The following is a 19823-nucleotide window of genomic DNA, read 5'->3' as shown; positions in this document are numbered from 1 at the left end:
GGTGGCCGCCGAGCGGGCCGATTTCGGCTGGGACGTCATCGATGCCACCGACTGGCCGGAAAGCCGGCTGGGTGAGGACGTCGGCGCGGCGGCGTGCTACCGGTTTGATTTGGCCACCGAGATCCCTTTGCGGGCAAGGCTTTTCCGGGTCGCCGCGGACGAACACGTGCTGGTGGCCGTGGCGCACGAGGTCGCCGCCGATGGCTGGTCGATGACCCGACTGGTGCGTGATCTGGGGGTGGCGTATGCCAGCCGGTGCGCGGGGCGGGCCCCGTGCTGGGCGCCACTACCGGTGCAATATGTCGATTTCACGCTGTGGCAGCGTGCGCAGTTTGGGGATCTGGCCGATAGTGGCAGTCCCATCGCCGCCCAGTTCGCCTATTGGGAGCAGGCGCTGGCCGGGCTGCCCGAGCGGGTGGCGTTGCCCACCGATCGGCCTTACCCGCCGGTGGCTGATCAGCGCGGCGCCAGGCTGACCGTGGATTGGCCGGCGGGGCTGCAGCAGCAAGCCGCTCGGGTGGCCCGTGAGCACAACGTGACCAGTTTCATGGTGATGCAGGCCGCGCTGGCGGTGTTGCTGGGCAAGTTGAGCGCGAGTTCCGATGTGGCGGTGGGATTCCCGATCGCCGGCCGGCGCGATCCGGCGCTCGATGAGCTGGTGGGATTTTTCGTCAACACCCTGGTGCTGCGGGTCGATCTGGCCCGGGATCCCACCGTGGCCGAGCTGCTGGCCCAGGTGCGGGCGCGTAGCCTGGCCGCCTACGAGCACCAGGACGTGCCCTTTGAAGTGCTGGTGGAGCGGCTCAACCCCACCCGAAGCCTGGCCCATTCTCCCTTGGTGCAGGTGGTGTTGGCCTGGCAGAACCTTCCCTGGCAGCAATCCGGCCCGGCCGCCGGGCTGAGTTTGGGTGATCTGCAGGTCACACCGCTGCTCGCGGATACTCAGGCCGCGAAAATGGATCTGGTGTTCTTCCTGAAAGAACGTTTCACCGAAGCCGGTGAGCCCGCCGGGATTGGCGGGACGGTGGAGTTTCGCACCGATGTGTTCGACGCGGCCAGCATCGAGGCGCTGATCGAGCGGTGGCGGCGGGTGTTGGGGGCCATGACCGCCGATCCCACCCGGCGGTTCTCGTCGGTGGATGTGCTCGATGCGGCTGAGCATGCCCGGTTGGATGAGATCGGTAATCGGGCGGTGCTGACCGAGCCGGCGACCACGCCGGTATCGGTCCCGGTGTTGTTCGCCGCGCAGGTGGCCCAGACACCGGATGCGGTGGCGATCAGTTGCGGTGAGCATTCGTTGACTTATCGCGAGCTGGATGAGGCGGCTAACCGGTGGGCGCACCTGGTGGCCGGCCAGGGGGCGGGCCCGGGTGAGTGTGTGGCACTGATGTTGGAGCGCTCGGCTGAGGCGGTCGTGGCGATGTTGGGGGTGCTCAAGGCCGGGGCGGCGTATCTGGCCATCGACCCGGCGGTGCCCGAGGCGCGGGTGCAATTCATGATGGCCGATGCCGCGCCGGTGGCCGTGGTGACTACCGCCGATTGGGCGGAACGGTTCGACGGGTACGACCTGGCGATCATTGATGTGGAGGACCCCCGGATCCCCAGCTACTCGTGCACCGGGTTGCCGGTGCCCACGGCCGATGACCTGGCTTATTTGATTTACACCTCGGGCACCACGGGGGTGCCTAAAGGCGTTGCGGTCACGCATCGCAACGTGACCCAGTTGTTGGGGTCGCGGGATGCGGGCCTGCCGGCGGCGGGAGTGTGGTCGCAATGTCATTCGCTGGCATTCGATGTCTCGGTGTGGGAGATCTTCGGCGCGCTGTTGCGCGGGGGGCGGCTGGTGGTGGTGCCCGAGTCGGTGGCGCGCTCGCCCAAGAACTTCCACGCTCTACTGATCGACCAAGAGGTCAGCGTGTTGACCCAGACCCCATCGGCAGTCGCGATGTTGTCACCGCAGGGGTTGGAGTCGACGGCGTTGGTGATGGCCGGAGAGGCCTGCCCGGCCGAGGTGGTGGACCGGTGGGCGCCCGGACGGGTGATGGTCAACGCCTACGGCCCGAGCGAGACCACCATGTGCGTTGCGGTCAGTGCGCCGTTGGCGGCGGGGTCGGGTGCGCCGCCGATCGGCTCGCCGGTGCCCGGCGCGGCGTTGTTCGTGCTCGACGAATCGTTGCGGCGGGTTCCTCCCGGCGTCGTCGGCGAACTCTATGTCGCAGGATCCGGTGTGGCCGCGGGGTATCTCGGTCGGTCCGGGTTGACGGCGTCGCGGTTTGTGGCCTGCCCGTTCGCCGGGCCAGGAATGCGCATGTATCGCACCGGGGATCTCGTGCGCTGGGGTGCCGATGGGCAACTGGCGTATGTGGGGCGCGCCGATGAGCAGGTCAAGATCCGCGGGTATCGCATCGAGTGCGGTGAAATCCAAACAGCCCTAGCGGGTTTGGACGGCGTCGAGCAGGCGGTCGTGCTGGCCCGCGAGGACCGGCCCGGCGATAAGCGTCTGGTGGGTTATGTCACCGGGACCGCAGAGCCGGCCGCGATCCGCGCCGCGTTGGCCGAGCGGCTCCCGGAGTATATGGTCCCGGCCGCGCTGGTGGTGCTCGACGTACTTCCGTTGACGCCCAACGGCAAACTTGACACCCGCGCCCTGTCGGCACCCGAATATCAAAGTGCCGGTGGTGGTTATCGCGCTCCGGCCAGCCCGGTCGAGGAGATCCTGGTCGGCATCTACGCCCAGGTGCTGGGTGTGGAGCGGGTCGGGGTCGACGACTCATTCTTCGACCTGGGCGGGGACTCGTTGTTGGCCACGCGCCTTATCGCCGCGATCGAGACCGCACTGGATGCCGGCCTTTCGGTGCGCACCGTGTTCGAGGCGCCCACGGTTGCCGAGTTGGCGCCGCGTATCTGTGCGGGTGCGGGTCGGCTTGAACCGTTGGTGGCCGGTGAGCGGCCCGCGGTGGTGCCGTTGTCGTTTGCCCAGCAGCGATTGTGGTTCCTTGACCAGTTGCAGGGGCCTTCACCGGTTTACAACATGCCGGCGGCGTTGCGGTTAAGTGGGCGGCTTGATGCCGAGGCGTTGGGTGCGGCGCTGGCCGACGTGGTGGCCCGCCATGAAAGCCTGCGCACCCTGTTTGTGGCGCCCGAGGGAACGCCCCAACAGGTGGTTATCCCTGGCGAGCGGGCCGATTTCGGCTGGGACGTCATCGATGCCACCGACTGGCCGGAAAGCCGGCTGGGTGAGGCCGTCGGCGCGGTGGCATGCTACCGGTTTGATTTGGCCACCGAGATCCCTTTGCGGGCAACACTTTTCCGCGTCGGCGACGACGAACACGTGCTGGTAGCGGTGGTGCACCATGTCGGCGCGGATGGCTGGTCGATCACCGCGTTGGTGCGTGACCTGGGTATAGCTTATGCGAGCCGGTGCGCGGGGCAGGCCCCTGGCTGGGCGCCGTTAGCGGTGCAGTATGTCGATTACACGCTGTGGCAGCGCGCGCAGTTTGGTGATTTGGCCGATAGCAGCAGTCCCATCGCCGCGCAGTTGGCCTACTGGGAGCAGGCGCTGGCCGGGCTGCCCGAGCGGCTGGTGCTGCCCACGGATCGGCCTTACCCGCCGGTGGCCAACCAGCGCGGCGCCCGGTTGGGGGTGGAGTGGCCGGCGGGGCTGCAGCAGCGGGTGCGCGAGGTGGCCCGTGAGCACAACGCGACCAGCTTCATGGTGTTGCAGGCCGCGCTGGCGGTGCTGCTGGGCAAGTTGAGCGCGAATTCCGATGTGGCGGTGGGGTTCCCGATCGCCGGGCGGCGCGATCCCGCGCTGGATGAGCTGGTGGGATTTTTCGTCAACACCCTGGTGCTGCGGGTCGATCTGGCCGGGGATCCCACCGTGGCCGAGCTGCTGGCGCAGGTGCGGGCGCGCAGTCTGGGCGCCTACGAGCATCAGGATGTGCCGTTTGAGGTGCTCGTGGAGCGGCTCAACCCGACGCGATCGTTGGCCCATCACCCGCTGGTGCAGGTGGTACTGGCCTGGCAGAACTTCCCCGGGCAAATCAACCCCGCGACCGGGCGGAGTTTGGGTGATCTGCAGGTCACGCCGCTACTCACGGATACCCAGTCGGCGCGCATGGATCTGACATTTACGCTGGCCGAACGTTTCACCGAGGCCGGTGAGCCCGCCGGGCTCTACGGGGACGTGGAGTTTCGCACCGACGTGTTCGACGCGGCCAGCATCGAGGCACTGATCGAGCGGTGGCGGCGGGTGTTGCTGGCGATGACCGCCGACCCGACCCGGCGGTTCTCGTCGGTGGACGTGCTCGATGAGGCTGAGCATGCCTGCCTGGAAGAGCTTGGTAATAAGGCTGTTTTGGACGGGCCGGCAGGCATATCGGTGTCGATTCCGGAGTTGTTCGCGACTCAGGTGGCCCAGACGCCCGAGGCGGTCGCGATCAGTTGCGGTGAGCGCTCTTGGACCTACCGGGAGCTGGACGAGGCCGCTAATCGGCTGGCGCACCTGTTGGTCGACCGCGGAGCCGGTCCGGGACAGACTGTGGCGCTGCTGTTTTCGCGGTCGGCCGACGCGGTCGTGGCGATTTTGGCGGTGCTCAGGACCGGGGCGGCCTACCTGCCGATCGATCCCACATCGCCAACGGCTCGGATCGGGTTCATGGTTGCCGATGCCACGCCGGTTGCCGCGGTGACTACCGCCGATTGGGCGGAACGGTTGGACGGGTACGACCTGGCGATCATTGATGTGGAGGACCCCCGCATTCCCAGCTACCCGTGCACCGCCTTGCCAGTGCCCGGCCCGGAGGATATCGCGTACCTGATTTACACCTCGGGCACCACGGGGGTGCCCAAAGGCGTTGCGGTCATGCATCGCAACGTGACCCAGTTGTTGGGGTCGCTGGATGCGGGCCTGCCGGCGGCGGGGGTGTGGAGCCAGTGCCATTCGTATGCGTTCGATGTCTCGGTGTGGGAGATCTTCGGCGCGCTGTTGCGCGGGGGGCGGCTGGTGGTGGTGTCCGAGTCGGTGGTGGGCTCTCCGGAAGACTTGCATCGGGTGCTGGCTGCGGAACAGGTCAGCGTGTTGACCCAGACCCCGTCGGCGGTCGCGATGCTCTCGCCCGAGGGGTTGGAGTCGGTGTCGCTGGTGATGGCCGGGGAGGCCTGCCCGGGCGAGGTGGTGGATCAGTGGGCGCCCGGACGGGTGATGATCAACGCCTATGGCCCGACCGAGACCACCATGTGCGTGACCATCAGTGCGCCCCTGAGGCCGGGATCGGGCATACCGCCGATCGGCTCGCCGGTGCCCGGCGCGGCGTTGTTTGTGTTGGACGGGTGGTTGCGTCCGGTTCCTCCCGGCGTCGTCGGTGAGCTCTATGTCGCCGGATCCGGTGTCTCCGAAGGATATATCGGTCGGGCCGGGTTGACGGCGTCGCGGTTTGTGGCCTGCCCGTTCGCCGGCGCGGGAGTACCAGGAATGCGCATGTATCGCACCGGGGACCTGGTCCGCTGGGATGCCGATGGGCAACTGGCGTATGTGGGGCGCGCTGATGAGCAGGTCAAGATCCGCGGACATCGCATCGAGCTCGGCGAAATCCAAACGGCCCTAGCGGGTTTGGACGGGGTGGACCAGGCCGCGGTGATCGCCCGCGAGGACCGCCCCGGCGACAAACGTCTGGTGGGTTATGTCACCGGCACCGCCGACCTCGTCGAAATCCGCGCCGTGCTGGCCGAGCGGCTCCCGGAGTATATGGTCCCGGCCGCGGTCGTCACGCTCGATGCACTTCCGTTGACGCCCAACGGCAAACTCGACACCCGCGCGCTGCCCGCACCCGAATACATCGCCGATGAATACCGCGCCCCGGGCAGCGCGGTCGAGGAGATCCTGGCCGGCATCTACGCCGAGGTGCTGGGTGTGGAGCGGGTCGGGGTCGACGACTCCTTCTTCGACCTGGGCGGCGACAGCATTTTGTCGATGCAGGTGGTGGCCCGGGCGCGCGCGGCCGGCCTGGTGTGTCGGCCGCGCGACATCTTCGTCGAGCAGACCGTGGCCCGGCTGGCACGGGCGGCCGAGGTGGCCGACAACGCCGATAGCCCGGTGGATGAGGGCCTTGGTCCTGTTGTGGCCACCCCGATCATGCGCTGGCTGCAGCGATTGGACGGCGCGGTCGACCAGTTCAACCAGACGGTGTTGGTGCAGGCTCCGGCAGGGGCCACCGAAGCCGACGTGGTGGTGCTGTTGCAGGCCTTGCTGGATCGGCATGCCATGCTGCGGGCGCGGGTCGAGGACGACCGCTCAGGGGGCCTGTCATTGACCGTGCCCGAGGCGGGGTCGGTGGACGCCGGCGCTCGCCTGCGCACCGTGGACGCGTTGTCCGACGAGGCTGTGATAGCGGCCCGGGAGCGGTTGAACCCGGCAGTCGGGGCTATGCTCAGCGCGCTGTGGGCCCCCGCCACCGGTCAGCTGGTGGTGATCATCCATCACCTGGCCGTCGACGCGGTGTCGTGGCGGATATTGCTGGAAGACCTCAACATTGCCTGGGTCCAGCACCGTGCGGGACGGCCGATAGAGCTGGCGGCGACCGGGACCTCGTTTGCCCGGTGGTCATCGCTGCTCGCCGAACACTCGCACAACCCGGAGATCATCGGCCTGGCCGACGTGTGGCAGCAGGTGTCGGCAACACCGGCCGCGTTGCCGGCGGTGCAACCTGCGGTGGATACCTTCGCCACCGCTGGCCACCTATCGCTGGAACTGAATGTCGAGACCACCGGCATGCTGCTCGGTGAGGTGCCGGCGGCGTTTCATGCCACGGTGCAGGACATTTTGTTGATTGCGTTCGGGTTGGCGGTGGCAGAGTTTTTGGGCAACGGCGGTGCGCCGATCGGCATCGACGTCGAGGGCCACGGGCGTCACGACGAGCTGGCCGCAGATGTGGACCTGTCGCGCACCGTGGGATGGTTCACGACCATCTATCCGGTGTCACTGGCAATAGGTGGGTTGTCGTGGGCACAGGTGGTGGCCGGTGAGGCCGCACTGGGAGCAGTGATCAAAGACGCCAAAGAACAACTGCGCGCCCTTCCCGCGCCGCTGAGCTACGGGGTGCTGCGCTACCTGAACACCGATGTTGACCTGGACGGGTCTGACCCGCAGATCGGGTTCAACTACCTGGGACGGCTGCACGGCGCCACGGCCGGGCTCCCCGCTGATCTGTGGCGGATCAGCCCGGACGGCCTGGCTTTGACCGCGGCGGCCGCGGCGGTGCCGATTGCGTTGCCGCACACCGTGGAGCTCAACGCCGCCACCGAGGACACCGACACCGGCCCGCGCCTGCATGCCAGTTGGACGTGGGCGACCTCGGCGCTGGATCACGACCAGGTCAGCCGACTGAGCCGGTTGTGGTTCGATGCCCTGGCCGGTATCTGCGCCCACGTGAGCCACGGCGGGGGCGGGTTGACCCCTTCGGATATCGCGCCGGCGCGGCTGAGTCAGCACCAGATCGACGAGCTGCACCGGCACTATGAGATCGCTGATGTGCTGGCGTTGACCCCGCTGCAGCAGGGGCTGCTCTTCCATGCCAGAGCTGCGCAAAGCAGCGATGACGATGCGTATGCGGTGCAGCTGGACTTCACCGTGACCGGCCCGCTCGACTGCGACCGGTTGCGTAATGCGGTGCAAACGGTGGTCAACCGCCATCCCAACCTGGTGGCCCGGTTCTGTGACCAGTTCGACGAGCCGGTGCAGATCATCCCGGCTGATCCGGTGGCGCCCTGGCGGTATGTGGAGACTGACGCCGATGGCGTCGACGTCGAGGAGCAGGTCCAGCAGGTGTGCGCTGCTGAGCGCGCCACGGTCTGCGACCTGGCCGACCAGCCGGCCTTCCGGGCGGCGTTGATCCGCACCGCACCAGGTCGGCACCGGTTTGTGCTGACCAATCACCACATCGTGCTCGATGGCTGGTCAATGTCGATGCTGTTAGGGGAGGTATTCGCCAGCTATCGAGGAGACCGGTTGCCCGCGCCTGTCCCGTACCGCAGGTTTGTGACCTGGCTGGCCGATCGGGACTGTGCTGCCGCCCAGGCGGCCTGGCGTGAGGTGCTCGCCGGTTTTGAGACACCCACATTGGTGGGTCCGCCAGACCGGCTAGGGCTGGGACCGCGAAGCACGGCATCGTTCCGGGTGCCTGAGCAGATCACCCGCGCCCTTAACCAGCTGGCGCGCTCGCATCACACCACCGTCGGCACGCTGCTGCACGGCGCCTGGGCGCAGCTGCTGATGTGGCTGACCGGCCAGCACGATGTCGCATTCGGGACGGTGGTCTCAAGTAGGCCAGCTGAAGTGTCTGGGGCGGAGTCGATAGTGGGCTTATTGATCAACACGGTGCCGGTGCGAGCGAACATCACCCCGGTAACCACGACCGCGGACCTAGTGGACCAGCTGCAGAGCGCCCACAACAACACGCTCGAACACCAGCATCTGGCGCTGCGGGACCTTCACCGCATCGCCGGTCACGACCAGCTCTTCGACACCGTTTTTGTGTACGAGAACTACCCGGTCGATACTGCCGCGTCGTCGAGTCCCGGCGAGCTGGCTATCACCGCCTCCAACATCCGCGACTACTACCACTACCCGCTTGCGGTGCAGGCCGTGCCGGGCCGCGAACTGGGCCTTCGCGTTCAATTTCGCACGGATGTTTTCGACCTGGCCAGCATCGAGGCAGTGATCGAGCGGTTGCAGTGGGTGTTGCGGACGATGACAGCTGATCCGGGGCGGCGGTTGACGTCGATGGATCTGCTCGACAAGCCCGAGCATGCCCAGCTGAATGGGTTCGGTAACCGCGCGGCGTTGACCCAACCAGCGGCGACCACACCGGTGTCGGCACCCGAGTGCCAAGGCACCGGCGGTGATTATCGCGCCCCGGCTACTCAGGTCGAGCAGATCCTGGCCGACATCTACGCCCAGTTACTCGGAGTAGACCGTGTCGGAATCGATGAGTCGTTTTTCGACCTGGGCGGGGATTCGCTTTCCGCGATGCGGCTGGTCGCCACGATCAACACCGCCCTTCATATCCACCTTGTAGTGCCCACCGTATTCGACGCGCCGTCCGTTAAAAGACTGAGTCAGCAGTCGGCCAGACTTGCCGGCTCGACGCAAGACATTCCGTCGTGAGCCCGGCCAGCGAGCTGTAAGAGCACGCGACGACATCGAGGCCGAGCGAAAGCCCTGGGCAAAGAGGCCCCACTTTGCGTCCGTGCACGGCCGCGACGGCACGAGGTGCACGTCGGCGGACTCACACTGGACAGGTTCGTCGACGCCGCGACGCTGACCGCCGCCCCGACACTGCCACCGCCCGCGGCGCCACCTATGTCGCCGGGGTTCGTCAGGCTCGCGCCCTGAGGCCGCGCCCACCCGACGCCGCGAGCGTAAGCGCACCGCGAAAAATCACGGCGAATCCCGCAGTGCGCATACGCTCGCGAGCGGGAGGTGGGGTGCGCGGGACGAGCGGGAGGTGGGGTGCGCGGGACCGCCGCGCTGGGGTGTGTACCGAGGGCTTTGCGCCCGGGGGCACTATGAACCCGTGAAACCGTTCCGCATCGACGTTCCCGACGACGTTCTTGACGATCTGCGATCGCGGCTGGCCCGTACGCGTTGGCCAGAGGCCGAATGCGTGGACGACTGGAGCCAGGGCATGCCGTTGGCCTACACCCGCGAACTGGCCGACTATTGGGCCAACGACTACGACTGGCGGTCGCGGGAGGCCGCGCTCAATCGCTTCGATCAGTTCATCACCGAGATCGACGGCCTGGACATCCATTTCATCCACCAGCGGTCGCCACACGCCGATGCCTTCCCGCTGGTGATCACCCACGGCTGGCCGGGCTCGATCGTGGAGTTTCACAAGGTGATCGAGCCGTTGACCAACCCCGTCTCTGGGCGCGCCGAGGACGCCTTCCACGTCGTCTGCCCGTCGCTGCCGGGGTACGGGTTCTCCGGGAAGCCCACCCACACGGGCTGGGGTGTGGAGAAGATCGCGCAGGCATGGGAAACGCTGATGCTGCGCCTGGGTTATGACCGCTACGGCGCTCAGGGCGGTGACTGGGGCGCCGCGGTCACGACGCAGATCGGCCGCAATGTCGGCCACTGCGTGGCCATCCACCTGAACATGCCGGTCGGCCGGCCCACCAAGGACTCGCTGACGAATCCCACCGAGGAAGAGCAGCGGGCGCTCGCCGGGCTGGCCAACCATCGCAAGTGGGGCACCGGCTATTCGAAGCAACAGTCCACCCGGCCGCAGACGCTGGGCTACGGCCTGGCCGATTCGCCCGTGGGGCAGCTGGCCTGGATCGTCGAAAAGTTCTGGGACTGGGCCGATTGCGACGGGCACCCCGAGAACGCGGTCAGCCGCGAGGAGCTGCTCGACAACGTGATGGTCTATTGGGTGACCGACACCGCCGCGTCCTCGGCCCGCCTGTACTGGGAGAGCTTTGCGGTGTGGGGGGGCGGCGATCGCGTCGAATTGCCCACGGGCGTAGCGGCTTTCCCCGGGGAGCTGCTCAAGGCGCCGCGCAGCTGGTGCGAGCCGGTCTACAACATCACCCACTGGACGGACATGCCGCGCGGCGGGCATTTCGCGGCGTTCGAGCAGCCGGAGCTGTTCGTCGAGGATCTCCGCGCGTTCTTCGCGACGGTGCGCTGAGCCGATCAGCCCGGAAGTGCGAAGAACTCCAACGCAACACCGTCGGGGCCGCGAGGGGACAGGCTAGTCCGCTTTGCGGGGCCTTCCGGCCATCGGGCCGCTCGCCGAGTACCCACCGTCGACGGCCAGCGCGGCACCCGTGACAAACGAGGCTTCATCGCTGGCGAGAAACAATGCGGCGGCGGCCAATTCGGCGGGCTCGCCCCACCGGGCCATCGGCGTCGGCAAGTAGTCACCGGGCGGCACGTCGTCGTCGGGTTTGGCCCCGGCCAGGCCGGTGTAGGTCATGCCGGGGCAGATCGCGTTGATGCGCACGTTCGTCTTCGCGTAATCCAGCGCGGCGGACTTGGTCATCTGCACCACCGCGGCTTTGGCGGCGGCGTAGCAGGACAAGCCTTTCCAGCCGACTAGCCCGGACGCCGACGCGGTGTTGACGATGGCCCCGCCACCCGCATGCAGCATCGCGGGGATCGCGTATTTCATGCCGAGGAACACGCCTTTGAGGTTGATCGCCAGGATCTTGTCGAACAATTCTTCCTCGGTGTCGGCTAGGGCCGCGTGGGGGCCACCGAATCCGGCGTTGTTCAGCAGAACATCCACTCGGCCGAAGCGGTCGACGGTGGTGGCGATCATGCGTCGGACATCGGCGGCGTTGGTGACCTCGACGTGCACCGCCATCGCGACATCGCCGAGCCGGTCGGCGATGTCGCGCTCGTGACCGCTGATGTCCGCGCAGACGACGCGGGCTCCTTCGTCGACGAAGCGGCTCGCGGCGGCCCACCCGATACCGGAACCCGCGCCGGTGATGATGGCGACCCTGCCCGCGAGTCGATCCATCTAGACGATCCGCCGGCCCTGGCGCGCGCGAGATCGCATGTCCCACAGGTAGAGCCGGTAGCCGAAGATCCAGGCCGAGTGCGGGATCAGCCGGTCGGCCAGCCGCAGTGCGGTCAGCAACCAGCCGAAGCGGCGCTGCTGGCCCGGCGACCAGTCCAGCTGCATCAACGCCCGAAACTCGGGGGCCAGGAACCCCGTCGTCGCGAACAGGTTGAACGGCCCGGCCAGCACGCGCAACGGCCACGGCAAAAACGCCAACGACGCCACGCCGTGCAGGTGTTCGCGCACCGGGGGATCGATGCGCAGCTCGTCCAGGGAGCGTTTCCAGTACTCGTCGAACGCGTGCCGATCCGGGGGCCACATCCGCTCGGGCACCTGCAGCGTGGTGCCCAGCCGGCTGGCGTCGCGATAGACGGCGTCGGCCGTCGCGTCGTCCAGCGGCCCGTGCAAAAACTCGTGCTGGTCGACGAAGTACCGGTACAGGCACGCCGCCACCCACAGTTGCAACTTGGGGTCAAAAGCGTTGTAGGACACCGGGCTCGAGGATGTCGACCGCACCTGCCGGTGGACGACGTCGACGGCCGCGCAGATCAGCGCCCGGTCGTAGTCGGTCCCGATGGTCGCGGCCGCCAAATACGTGCCGGTGGTGCGGGCACGCTTGAACGGATGCTTGTAGACGTTGCCGCTGTCCACCGGGCTTTCCAGCACGCCATGGCCGACGCCGGGCAGCGACAATTGCATGATCACGTTCGCGGCGGGCAGCAACGCCGCCGCCGGGTTCAGCAGGTCGGCGATCCGGGTTGCGGGCCGCTTCATCGCGCGCCTTGCCTCATGGGCCTCATGCCATCGAGTAGACCATCGCCTGATCGGCACGATCAATGATCTGGTGACGTTATATCCGCCCGAGAACGGGCACGCCTGGGCGGATGAGCACTGAACCTGGCAATTCAAGTCCTCCGCCGCCCGACCCGCCCAACCTCTCGCCGGGCGGAAAATGGGGGGTCGCGCCGTCGACGAGCCCGCAGATGACACGCGGCGACGGCAAGTTCAAATATGGCTTCGGGCTGTGGTGGACAGTGGCCATCCTGGTCGTGCTGGTCATCGTCGTCGTGATCGTGGCGCTTGCCTAGACGGCCCTGGACGGCGGGGCGGCGGCACCCAGGTGTGAGACGCTGCCGAAGTGGTTGCGACGCAGACCCGGGTCGCGGGCGTGGTGCTCGGCTACCTGGCCGACCGCGCGCTGGGCGACCCGCGACGGGGTCATCCGGTCGCGCTGTTCGGCCGAGCCGCCGCCGCGCTGGAGAAAGCGACCTATCGCGACAGCCGGATCGCCGGCGCGGTCCATGCCGGCGCGCTGATTTCGGCGGTGGGCCTGCTCGGCCTGGCGGTGCAGCGGGCCGCCGGGCGTCGCGGCGAATCGTGGGCGATCGCGGCCGGCGCCGCGGCCACCTGGGTCGCGCTGGGCGGAACCTCGCTCGCGCGCACCGGCCTGGAGATGTCGGAGCTGCTGGGACGCGGCGACCTCGAGGGCGCGCGCGGGCTGCTGCCGTCGCTGTGTGGGCGTGATCCGGCGTCGCTGGACGGCGCGGGCCTGACCCGCGCCTCGCTGGAATCGATCGCCGAGAACACCTCCGACGCCCAGGTGGCGCCGCTGCTGTGCGCGGCGGCCGGTGGCGTGCCCGCGGTGCTGGTGTACCGAGCCATCAACACCCTGGACTCGATGGTGGGCTACCGCTCGCCGCGTTATCTCCGATTCGGTTGGGCCGCAGCGAGATTGGATGACGCCGCCAACTATGCCGCCGCGCGGGTGACCGCGTCGCTGGCGGTGCTGCTGGCCCCTCTGGTCGGCGGATCACCGGCGGATGCGGCGCGGGCCTGGCGCCGGGACGCCGCCCGTCATCCCAGCCCCAACGCCGGCGTCGTCGAGGCGGCCTTCGCCGGGGCGCTGGGCGTGCGCCTCGGCGGCCCCACGCAATACCGCCACGAGCTGCAGATCCGGCCCACGCTCGGCGATGGCCGCGAGCCCGCGGTGGCCGACCTGCGGCGCGCGGTGGCGCTGTCGTCGCTGGTGCAGGCGGGCGCCGCGGTGCTGGCCGCGCTCTCGATCTACCTGTCGGGTTATCGCCGGCGGCCGTAGCGGTCGGCGAGTTTGGCCTCCACGGTCTGCGGCGCCTCGGGCGTGGGCGCCGTCTCGGCGGCGGGTGACGGCCGCTGTTGCCTCTCCTGGCGGCGGGCGCGGATCTCGGAGTAAGCGAAGTAGCCCAGCCCGATCGGGGCCAGGATGCCGAACGCGATCCACTGGATGCCATAGGACAGGAACGGGCCGGCGTCCAGCTGGGGTACGCCGACCACGCCGAGCCCACCGGGCTGACCGTCGATCAACTGGAGATACGACCCGGCCAGCGGGACCTTCGTCAGCACCGCGACCTGTTCGGTGTCGATCGAATACACCTGCTGCACACCGTCTCCCACGAACGGGTCCTTGTTCGGCGCGGCGGTCTCGGAGTTGCGTAGCCGCGCCGTGATGGTCACCGGCTGGGCCGGCGGGCGGGGGATGGGCGGGACATGGGACCCCTGAAGGGGCCGCACGTAGCCGCGGTCGACCAGGACGGTGGGTCCGCCGTCGACGACGAACGGCACCAGCACCTCGAACGCCGGCTTCGAATCGATGACCCGCAACCGGGCCAGCACCTGCACGTCGGGCAGGTAATGCCCGGTGGCGGTGACCTGGCGCCACTGCGCGCCGGGGGCCGTCGAGTTCTGCTGCGGCAGTAGCGTTTTCAGCGGGACCGGCGCGGTGTTCAGCGAGGATTCGATCTGCCGGTTCTCCTCGGAGGTCCTGCTGTGCTTCCCGAGCTGCCAGGGCGCGAGCACCGTGAAGCACAGGTAGGCGAAGGCGATGACCACCAGGGCCAGCACTATCCAGCCCGGGCGCAGCAGAAAGGGCAAACGGCGCATCAGGGCGATCCGTTCTGCGCGAGTCGCTCATCCACCCAGTCGTGCAGCCCCGGCAGCGCGGCCTCGATGACGGTGTAGACGCGTTCGAAGTCCGCGGTGTCGCCGTAGTAGGGATCGTCGACGTCGGGCGTGTGGGCGCCGGTGCGCGGATCGAAGGACCGCAGCATCCGGACGCGGTCCTCGTCGGCGCCCAGGTGCCGCAGCATCCGGGCGTGGTTGCGGTCCAGGGCCACCACCAGGTCGGCGCCCAGGTGGTCGGCGTCGACCTGGGTGGCGCGGTGCTCGGTCGGGTAGCCGTGGGCACGCAGGACGCCGGCGGCCCGCTCGTCTGCGCGCTCGCCGACATGCCAGTTGCCGGTGCCGGCACTGCTCACCCGCACCGCGCCCGACAGACCCCGCCGGCGCAGCTGGTCGGCGAACATCTTTTCGGCCATCACCGAACGGCAGATGTTGCCGGTGCACACGAACGTGACATGCAGCGCTTCGGAGTCAGACACCCAGCGCCCTCCGTAATTCGTCGATGGTTGCGGCGTGCGTCACGCCGGAGGCGGCCGCGCTTCCGGCGGCGCGGTCGGGAAAGTCGGCCTTGCCGTAGCCCCACCCGACCACCACGGTGTCGATGCCGTGTGCGGCCGCGCCGTGCACGTCGTGGCTGCGGTCACCGACCATCAGCACCCGCCCGGGCAGCGGTTCCAGCTGCGCCAGCGCGTGCGCCAGCACCTCGACCTTGGTCTTGCGCGACCCGTCGGGACTCGCGCCGGCGATGACCTCGAAATGCTGGTCAAGCCCGAAATGGGCGAGGATGCGCCGCGCCGTCGGCTCCAGTTTGGAGGTGGCCACCGCCAGCCGGACACCGGCGGCGCGCAGGTCCACCAGCAGCGCCTCGATCCCGTCGAAGAGCGCGTTCATCGCCCAGCCCCGGGCGCCGTACTCGGCGCGAAAGGCCATGATCGCCTCCTCGGCGTTGTCGCCGAGTTCCATGGCCCGGAAGGTGTCGTCCATCGGCGGGCCGACGATCTGCGCGACGAGATCGCCGGGTGGCACCGGGGCGCCGATCTGGTCGAGCGCATGCAGGAAGCTGGCGACGATGCCCTCCGCGGAGTCGGTCAGTGTGCCGTCCAGATCGAAGATCACCAGCTCCACTCCGGCCGGGGAGGTGGCGGCGCCGGGGGCCTGGCAATCGGCTGACGTTGTGCCTGTCACCTCACCATTGTCCTCGATGGGTGCGACCGGGTGTGACGGTGTTGCTTCGGGCGGCCCCCACGGCCCACTAGTGTTTCTCGGATGGCGAGTCTGAACCTGAGCCCGCCTGCGGCGCGCTATCACGGTGATCAGGCCGTCGCGCCCGGGATGCTGGATTTCGCCGTCAACGTCCGGCACGGCCAACCGCCCGAGTGGCTGCTGCGCCGGCTGGCTGAGCGGCTGCCCGACCTGGCGCGCTACCCGAGCCCCGACGACGTCGACCGGGCGCAGGACGCGGCCGCCGAGCGACACGGCCGGGCCCGCGACGAGGTGCTGCCGCTGGCCGGGGCGGCCGAGGCGTTCGCCCTGCTGAGCAACCTGCGCCCGAGGCGGGCCGCGATCATCGCCCCGGCGTTCACCGAACCCGCCGACGCGTTGAGCGCGGCCGGGGTGCCGGTGCACCACGTCGTGCTGGAGCCGCCGTTCGGCCTGGCCGGTGCGGCCGTCCCCGACGATGCCGACCTGGTGGTGGTGGGTAATCCGACCAACCCAACCTCGGTGCTGCACAGCCGCGAGCAACTGCTGGCGTTGCGCCGGCCCGGACGGATCCTGGTGGTCGACGAGGCGTTCGCCGACTCGATTCCCGGCGAGCCGCAGTCGCTGGCCGGTGACGCGCTACCCGACGTGCTGGTGCTGCGCAGCTTGACGAAGACCTGGGCGCTGGCCGGGTTGCGGGTGGGCTACGCGCTGGGTTCCCCGGAAATGCTGGCGCGGCTGACCGCTCAGCGGGCGCACTGGCCGGTGGGGACGCTGCAACTGACGGCCATCGCGGATTGCTGCGGGCGGCGGGCCGTCGCCGAGGCGGCGGCCGACGCGGCCCGCCTAACCCGGCTACGTGCCGAGATGGTGGCCGGTCTGGCCTCGGCGGGCGCCGAAGTGGTCGACGGCCGGGCCCCGTTCGTGCTGTTCCGGACACCCGACGCCGTCCAGCTACGAAAAAGTCTGCACGACTGGGGAATTGCCATTCGCCGCTGTGATACGTTCGTCGGCTTGGGCGAGGAGTACCTGCGGGCCGCGGTGCGACGCGAGTGGCCGCAGCTGGTGCAGGCGATTGCGGAGGCGGTCACGCCGGAGAGAGTCGGGGGGCGGCGGTGAGCGTGCGGCTGGCCGATGTCATCGCGGTGCTCGACGAGGCCTACCCGCCCCGGCTCGCCGAGTCCTGGGACTCGGTGGGCCTGGTATGCGGTGACCCCGGCGACGAGCTCGAGTCGGTGACCGTCGCGGTCGACGCGACGCCGGCGGTCGTCGACGAGGTTCCCCCGGCGGGGCTGCTGCTGGCCCACCATCCGCTGCTGTTGCGCGGCGTGGACACCGTGGCGGCCAGCACCCCCAAGGGCGCACTGGTGCACCGGTTGATCCAGACCGGGCGCTCGCTGTTCACCGCGCACACCAATGCCGACTCGGCCCGCCCGGGAGTCTCCGACGCGCTGGCCGCGACGCTTGGGCTCACGGTCGAGGCCGTACTCGAACCGGCAACGAACGCGCCCGACATCGACAAGTGGGTCGTCTACGTGCCCGGCGAGAACGCGGAAGCTGTGCGGGCGGCAGTATTTGCCGCCGGGGCCGGCCATATCGGCGATTATTCGCACTGCAGCTGGAGCGTCAGCGGCATCGGGCAGTTTCTGCCACACGAAGGCGCCTCGCCCGCGGTGGGCAGCGTGGGCAGTGTCGAGCGGGTGGCCGAGGACCGGTTCGAGGTCGTCGCGCCCGCGCGGATCCGCGCCGCGGTGCTGGCGGCCATGCGCGCCGCCCATCCCTACGAGGAGCCCGCCTTCGACATCTTCGCGCTGGTGCCCCCACCCAGCGACGCCGGATTGGGCCGCATCGCGACGCTGGCGCGCCCGGAACCGTTGCGCGACTTCGTCTCCCGGGTGAGCGCCGCGTTACCGCGGACCTCCTGGGGAGTGCGCGCGGCGGGGGACCCCGACATGGAAGTGTCGCGCGTCGCCGTCTGCGGCGGCGCCGGGGACTCGTTGCTGGCCGCCGCGGCCGGGGCCGGGGTGCAGGCCTACGTCACGGCCGATCTGCGGCACCATCCGGCCGACGAGCATCGCCGTGCCTCCCAGGTGGCTTTGATCGATGTGGCACATTGGGCAAGTGAATTCCCGTGGTGTCAACAGGCGGCCGACCTACTGCGGTCGCTTTTCGGTGCGGAGCTCTCGGTGCGGGTGAGCTCGATTCGCACCGACCCGTGGAACGTCGAGCACGCCGGGGGTGACGGGCCGTGAAAGCCGAGGTAGCACAGCAGCGTTCGTTACTCGAACTGTCGAAACTCGACGCCGAGCTGTCCCGCATCACGCACCGCGCGGCGCATCTGCCGGAACAAGAGGCCTGCGTGCGGTTGCAGGCGGAGTTCGAGGCGGCCGGCGACCGGCTGGCCGCGGTGCGCATCGCCCTGGAAGACGTCGACGCCCACGTGTCGCGGCACGAGGCAGAGATCGAGGCGGTGCGCCAGCGCGAAGACCGCGACCGCTCGCTGCTGCAGTCGGGCACCATCGACGCCAAGCAACTGTCGGACCTTCAGCACGAGCTGGAGACCCTGCAGCGCCGTCAAACCAGTCTGGAGGACGCGCTGCTGGAGGTGATGGAACGTCGCGAGGAGCTGCAATCCCAGCTGGACGGTGAGCAGCAGACGCTCACGTCACTGGAGGCCGAGATGACCGGCGCGCGGCAGGCTCTCGACGCCGCGGTCGCCGAGATCAGTGAGGCCCGCGAGCTGCAGTCCTCGCGACGTGAATCGCTGAGCGCCGCACTGGATCCGGCGCTGTCCGCCCTGTACGAACGGCAGCGCGCCGGCGGAGGCCCGGGCGCCGCGCAGCTGCTGGGACGCCGGTGCGGGGCCTGCCGGCTCGAAATCGACCGCGGCGAGCTGTCCCGCATCTCGGCGGCCGCCGACGACGACGTGGTGCGCTGCCCGGAGTGTGGCGCGATCCTGTTGCGGGTCAAGGGGTTTGATCAGTGAAGGTCGTCATTGAAGCCGACGGCGGATCACGCGGTAACCCCGGGCCGGCCGGGTACGGCGCGGTGGTGTGGACCGAGGACCGCGCGACCGTGCTGGCCGAGGCCAAGCAAGCCATCGGCCGGGCCACCAACAACGTCGCCGAATACCGGGGTCTGATAGCCGGTTTGGACGACGCCCTGAACCTGGGCGCCACCGAGGCCAAGGTGTATCTGGATTCCAAGCTGTTGGTGGAACAGATGTCGGGGCGGTGGAAGGTCAAGCACCCCGACCTGATTGAACTGCACGCCCAGGCGCGAAGCCGGGCGGCGCGATTCGCGAGGATCAGCTACACGTGGATTCCGCGGGACCGCAACACCCACGCCGATCGGTTGGCCAACGAGGCGATGGACGCCGCGGCCGAGGCCGCCGGCGCCACGGAAGAGTCCACGCCGGTGACGCGATCCGAGCCGGCGGAAAAACCCGAATCTCCCGAGCCCGCAACGGCGCCGGCCCCGTCGGCACCCGGTTGGACCGGCGCGCGCGGCGCCCCGACGCGGCTGCTGTTGCTGCGGCACGGCCAGACGGAGTTGTCGGTGCAGCGGCGGTATTCGGGCCGGGGCAACCCGGCGCTCACCGAGATGGGGCGCAGGCAGGCCGATGCCGCGGCACGCTATCTGGCTCAGCGGGGCGGGATTTCGGCGGTCTTCGCCTCGCCGCTGCAACGCGCCTACGACACGGCGGCGGCGGCCGCCAAGGCGCTGGGCCTGGACGTGACCGTCGACGACGACTTGATCGAGACCGATTTCGGCACCTGGGAGGGGCTGACGTTCGCCGAGGCCGCCGAGCGCGACCCCGAACTGCACGGTCGCTGGCTGCGAGACACCAGTACCGACCCGCCGGGTGGTGAGAGCTTCGACACGGTGGCCGAACGGGTGTCGAGGGTTCGCGACCGGATCGTCGCCGCCCACCGAGGCACGACGGTGCTGTTGGTGTCACACGTGACACCCATCAAGATGCTGCTGCGCGAGGCGCTGGACGCCGGGCCCGGCATCTTGTACCGGCTGCACCTCGACCTGGCATCGTTGAGCATCGCCGAGTTCTATTCCGACGGAGCGTCTTCGGTGCGATTGGTCAACCAGACGGCGTATCTGTAG

General features: G+C 68.9%; 12 protein-coding genes. 7 read left to right on the top strand and 5 right to left on the bottom strand.

Annotated features, from left to right (window positions below; translation table 11 throughout):
- Together A5688_RS22160 and A5688_RS22155 are read left to right on the top strand one after the other, a co-directional pair.
- The coding region (locus A5688_RS22160) for a non-ribosomal peptide synthetase (protein ID WP_120312580.1) at positions 1-9163 on the top strand (9163 nt) is incomplete at its 5' end.
- Between the two features lie 409 nt (positions 9164-9572).
- A complete protein-coding gene (locus tag A5688_RS22155; RefSeq protein WP_067909570.1) occupies positions 9573-10691 on the top strand; it encodes an epoxide hydrolase family protein in 1119 nt (372 codons plus the stop codon).
- Between the two features lie 63 nt (positions 10692-10754).
- Here the strand turns inward: A5688_RS22155 and A5688_RS22150 are convergent, their stop codons facing one another.
- Both A5688_RS22150 and A5688_RS22145 read right to left on the bottom strand, forming a co-directional pair.
- Positions 10755-11528: an SDR family NAD(P)-dependent oxidoreductase gene (locus tag A5688_RS22150; RefSeq protein WP_067909574.1), complete on the bottom strand. Its 774-nt coding sequence runs from the start codon at positions 11526-11528 to the stop codon at positions 10755-10757.
- Complete coding sequence (locus A5688_RS22145; protein WP_068268272.1) at positions 11529-12344, bottom strand: oxygenase MpaB family protein; 816 nt, start codon at positions 12342-12344, stop codon at positions 11529-11531.
- A gap of 364 nt (positions 12345-12708) precedes the next feature.
- On the opposite strand from A5688_RS22145, the gene A5688_RS22140 reads away from it, so the two are divergent.
- Positions 12709-13665, top strand: a complete 957-nt coding sequence (locus A5688_RS22140) for a cobalamin biosynthesis protein (protein ID WP_067909664.1) — start codon at positions 12709-12711, stop codon at positions 13663-13665.
- Here A5688_RS22140 and A5688_RS22135 read toward each other — a convergent pair.
- Genes A5688_RS22135 through A5688_RS22125 form a run of 3 tightly spaced genes read right to left on the bottom strand, consistent with a single transcriptional unit; the run spans position 13647 to position 15689 of the window.
- Positions 13647-14486: an SURF1 family cytochrome oxidase biogenesis protein gene (locus A5688_RS22135; RefSeq protein ID WP_067909660.1), complete on the bottom strand. Its 840-nt coding sequence runs from the start codon at positions 14484-14486 to the stop codon at positions 13647-13649. The genes A5688_RS22140 and A5688_RS22135 overlap by 19 nt on opposite strands.
- Complete coding sequence (locus tag A5688_RS22130) at positions 14486-14983, bottom strand: low molecular weight protein-tyrosine-phosphatase (RefSeq protein ID WP_067909657.1); 498 nt, start codon at positions 14981-14983, stop codon at positions 14486-14488. Before A5688_RS22130 ends, A5688_RS22135 begins: the two co-directional genes overlap by 1 nt.
- Positions 14976-15689: an HAD-IA family hydrolase gene (locus A5688_RS22125; protein WP_207546724.1), complete on the bottom strand. Its 714-nt coding sequence runs from the start codon at positions 15687-15689 to the stop codon at positions 14976-14978. The genes A5688_RS22130 and A5688_RS22125 overlap by 8 nt, the downstream gene beginning before the upstream one ends.
- 81 nt (positions 15690-15770) lie before the next feature.
- Between A5688_RS22125 and cobC the strand changes: the two genes are divergently transcribed.
- The 4 genes from cobC to A5688_RS22105 are packed head-to-tail and all read left to right on the top strand — an operon-like array spanning position 15771 to position 19823.
- Complete coding sequence (cobC, locus tag A5688_RS22120; RefSeq protein WP_067909653.1) at positions 15771-16823, top strand: Rv2231c family pyridoxal phosphate-dependent protein CobC; 1053 nt, start codon at positions 15771-15773, stop codon at positions 16821-16823.
- Complete coding sequence (locus A5688_RS22115; RefSeq protein WP_067909651.1) at positions 16820-17956, top strand: Nif3-like dinuclear metal center hexameric protein; 1137 nt, start codon at positions 16820-16822, stop codon at positions 17954-17956. Before cobC ends, A5688_RS22115 begins: the two co-directional genes overlap by 4 nt.
- A complete protein-coding gene (locus tag A5688_RS22110; RefSeq protein WP_067909648.1) occupies positions 17953-18690 on the top strand; it encodes a zinc ribbon domain-containing protein in 738 nt (245 codons plus the stop codon). Before A5688_RS22115 ends, A5688_RS22110 begins: the two co-directional genes overlap by 4 nt.
- Entirely contained in the window at positions 18687-19823 is a 1137-nt protein-coding gene (locus tag A5688_RS22105; protein ID WP_067909645.1) for a bifunctional RNase H/acid phosphatase, read from the top strand. The genes A5688_RS22110 and A5688_RS22105 overlap by 4 nt, the downstream gene beginning before the upstream one ends.

The sequence above is a fragment of the Mycobacterium mantenii genome, from assembly GCF_001667865.1.
Lineage (GTDB): Bacteria > Actinomycetota > Actinomycetes > Mycobacteriales > Mycobacteriaceae > Mycobacterium > Mycobacterium mantenii_A.
This window is presented reverse-complemented; position numbering and strand designations above follow the sequence as displayed.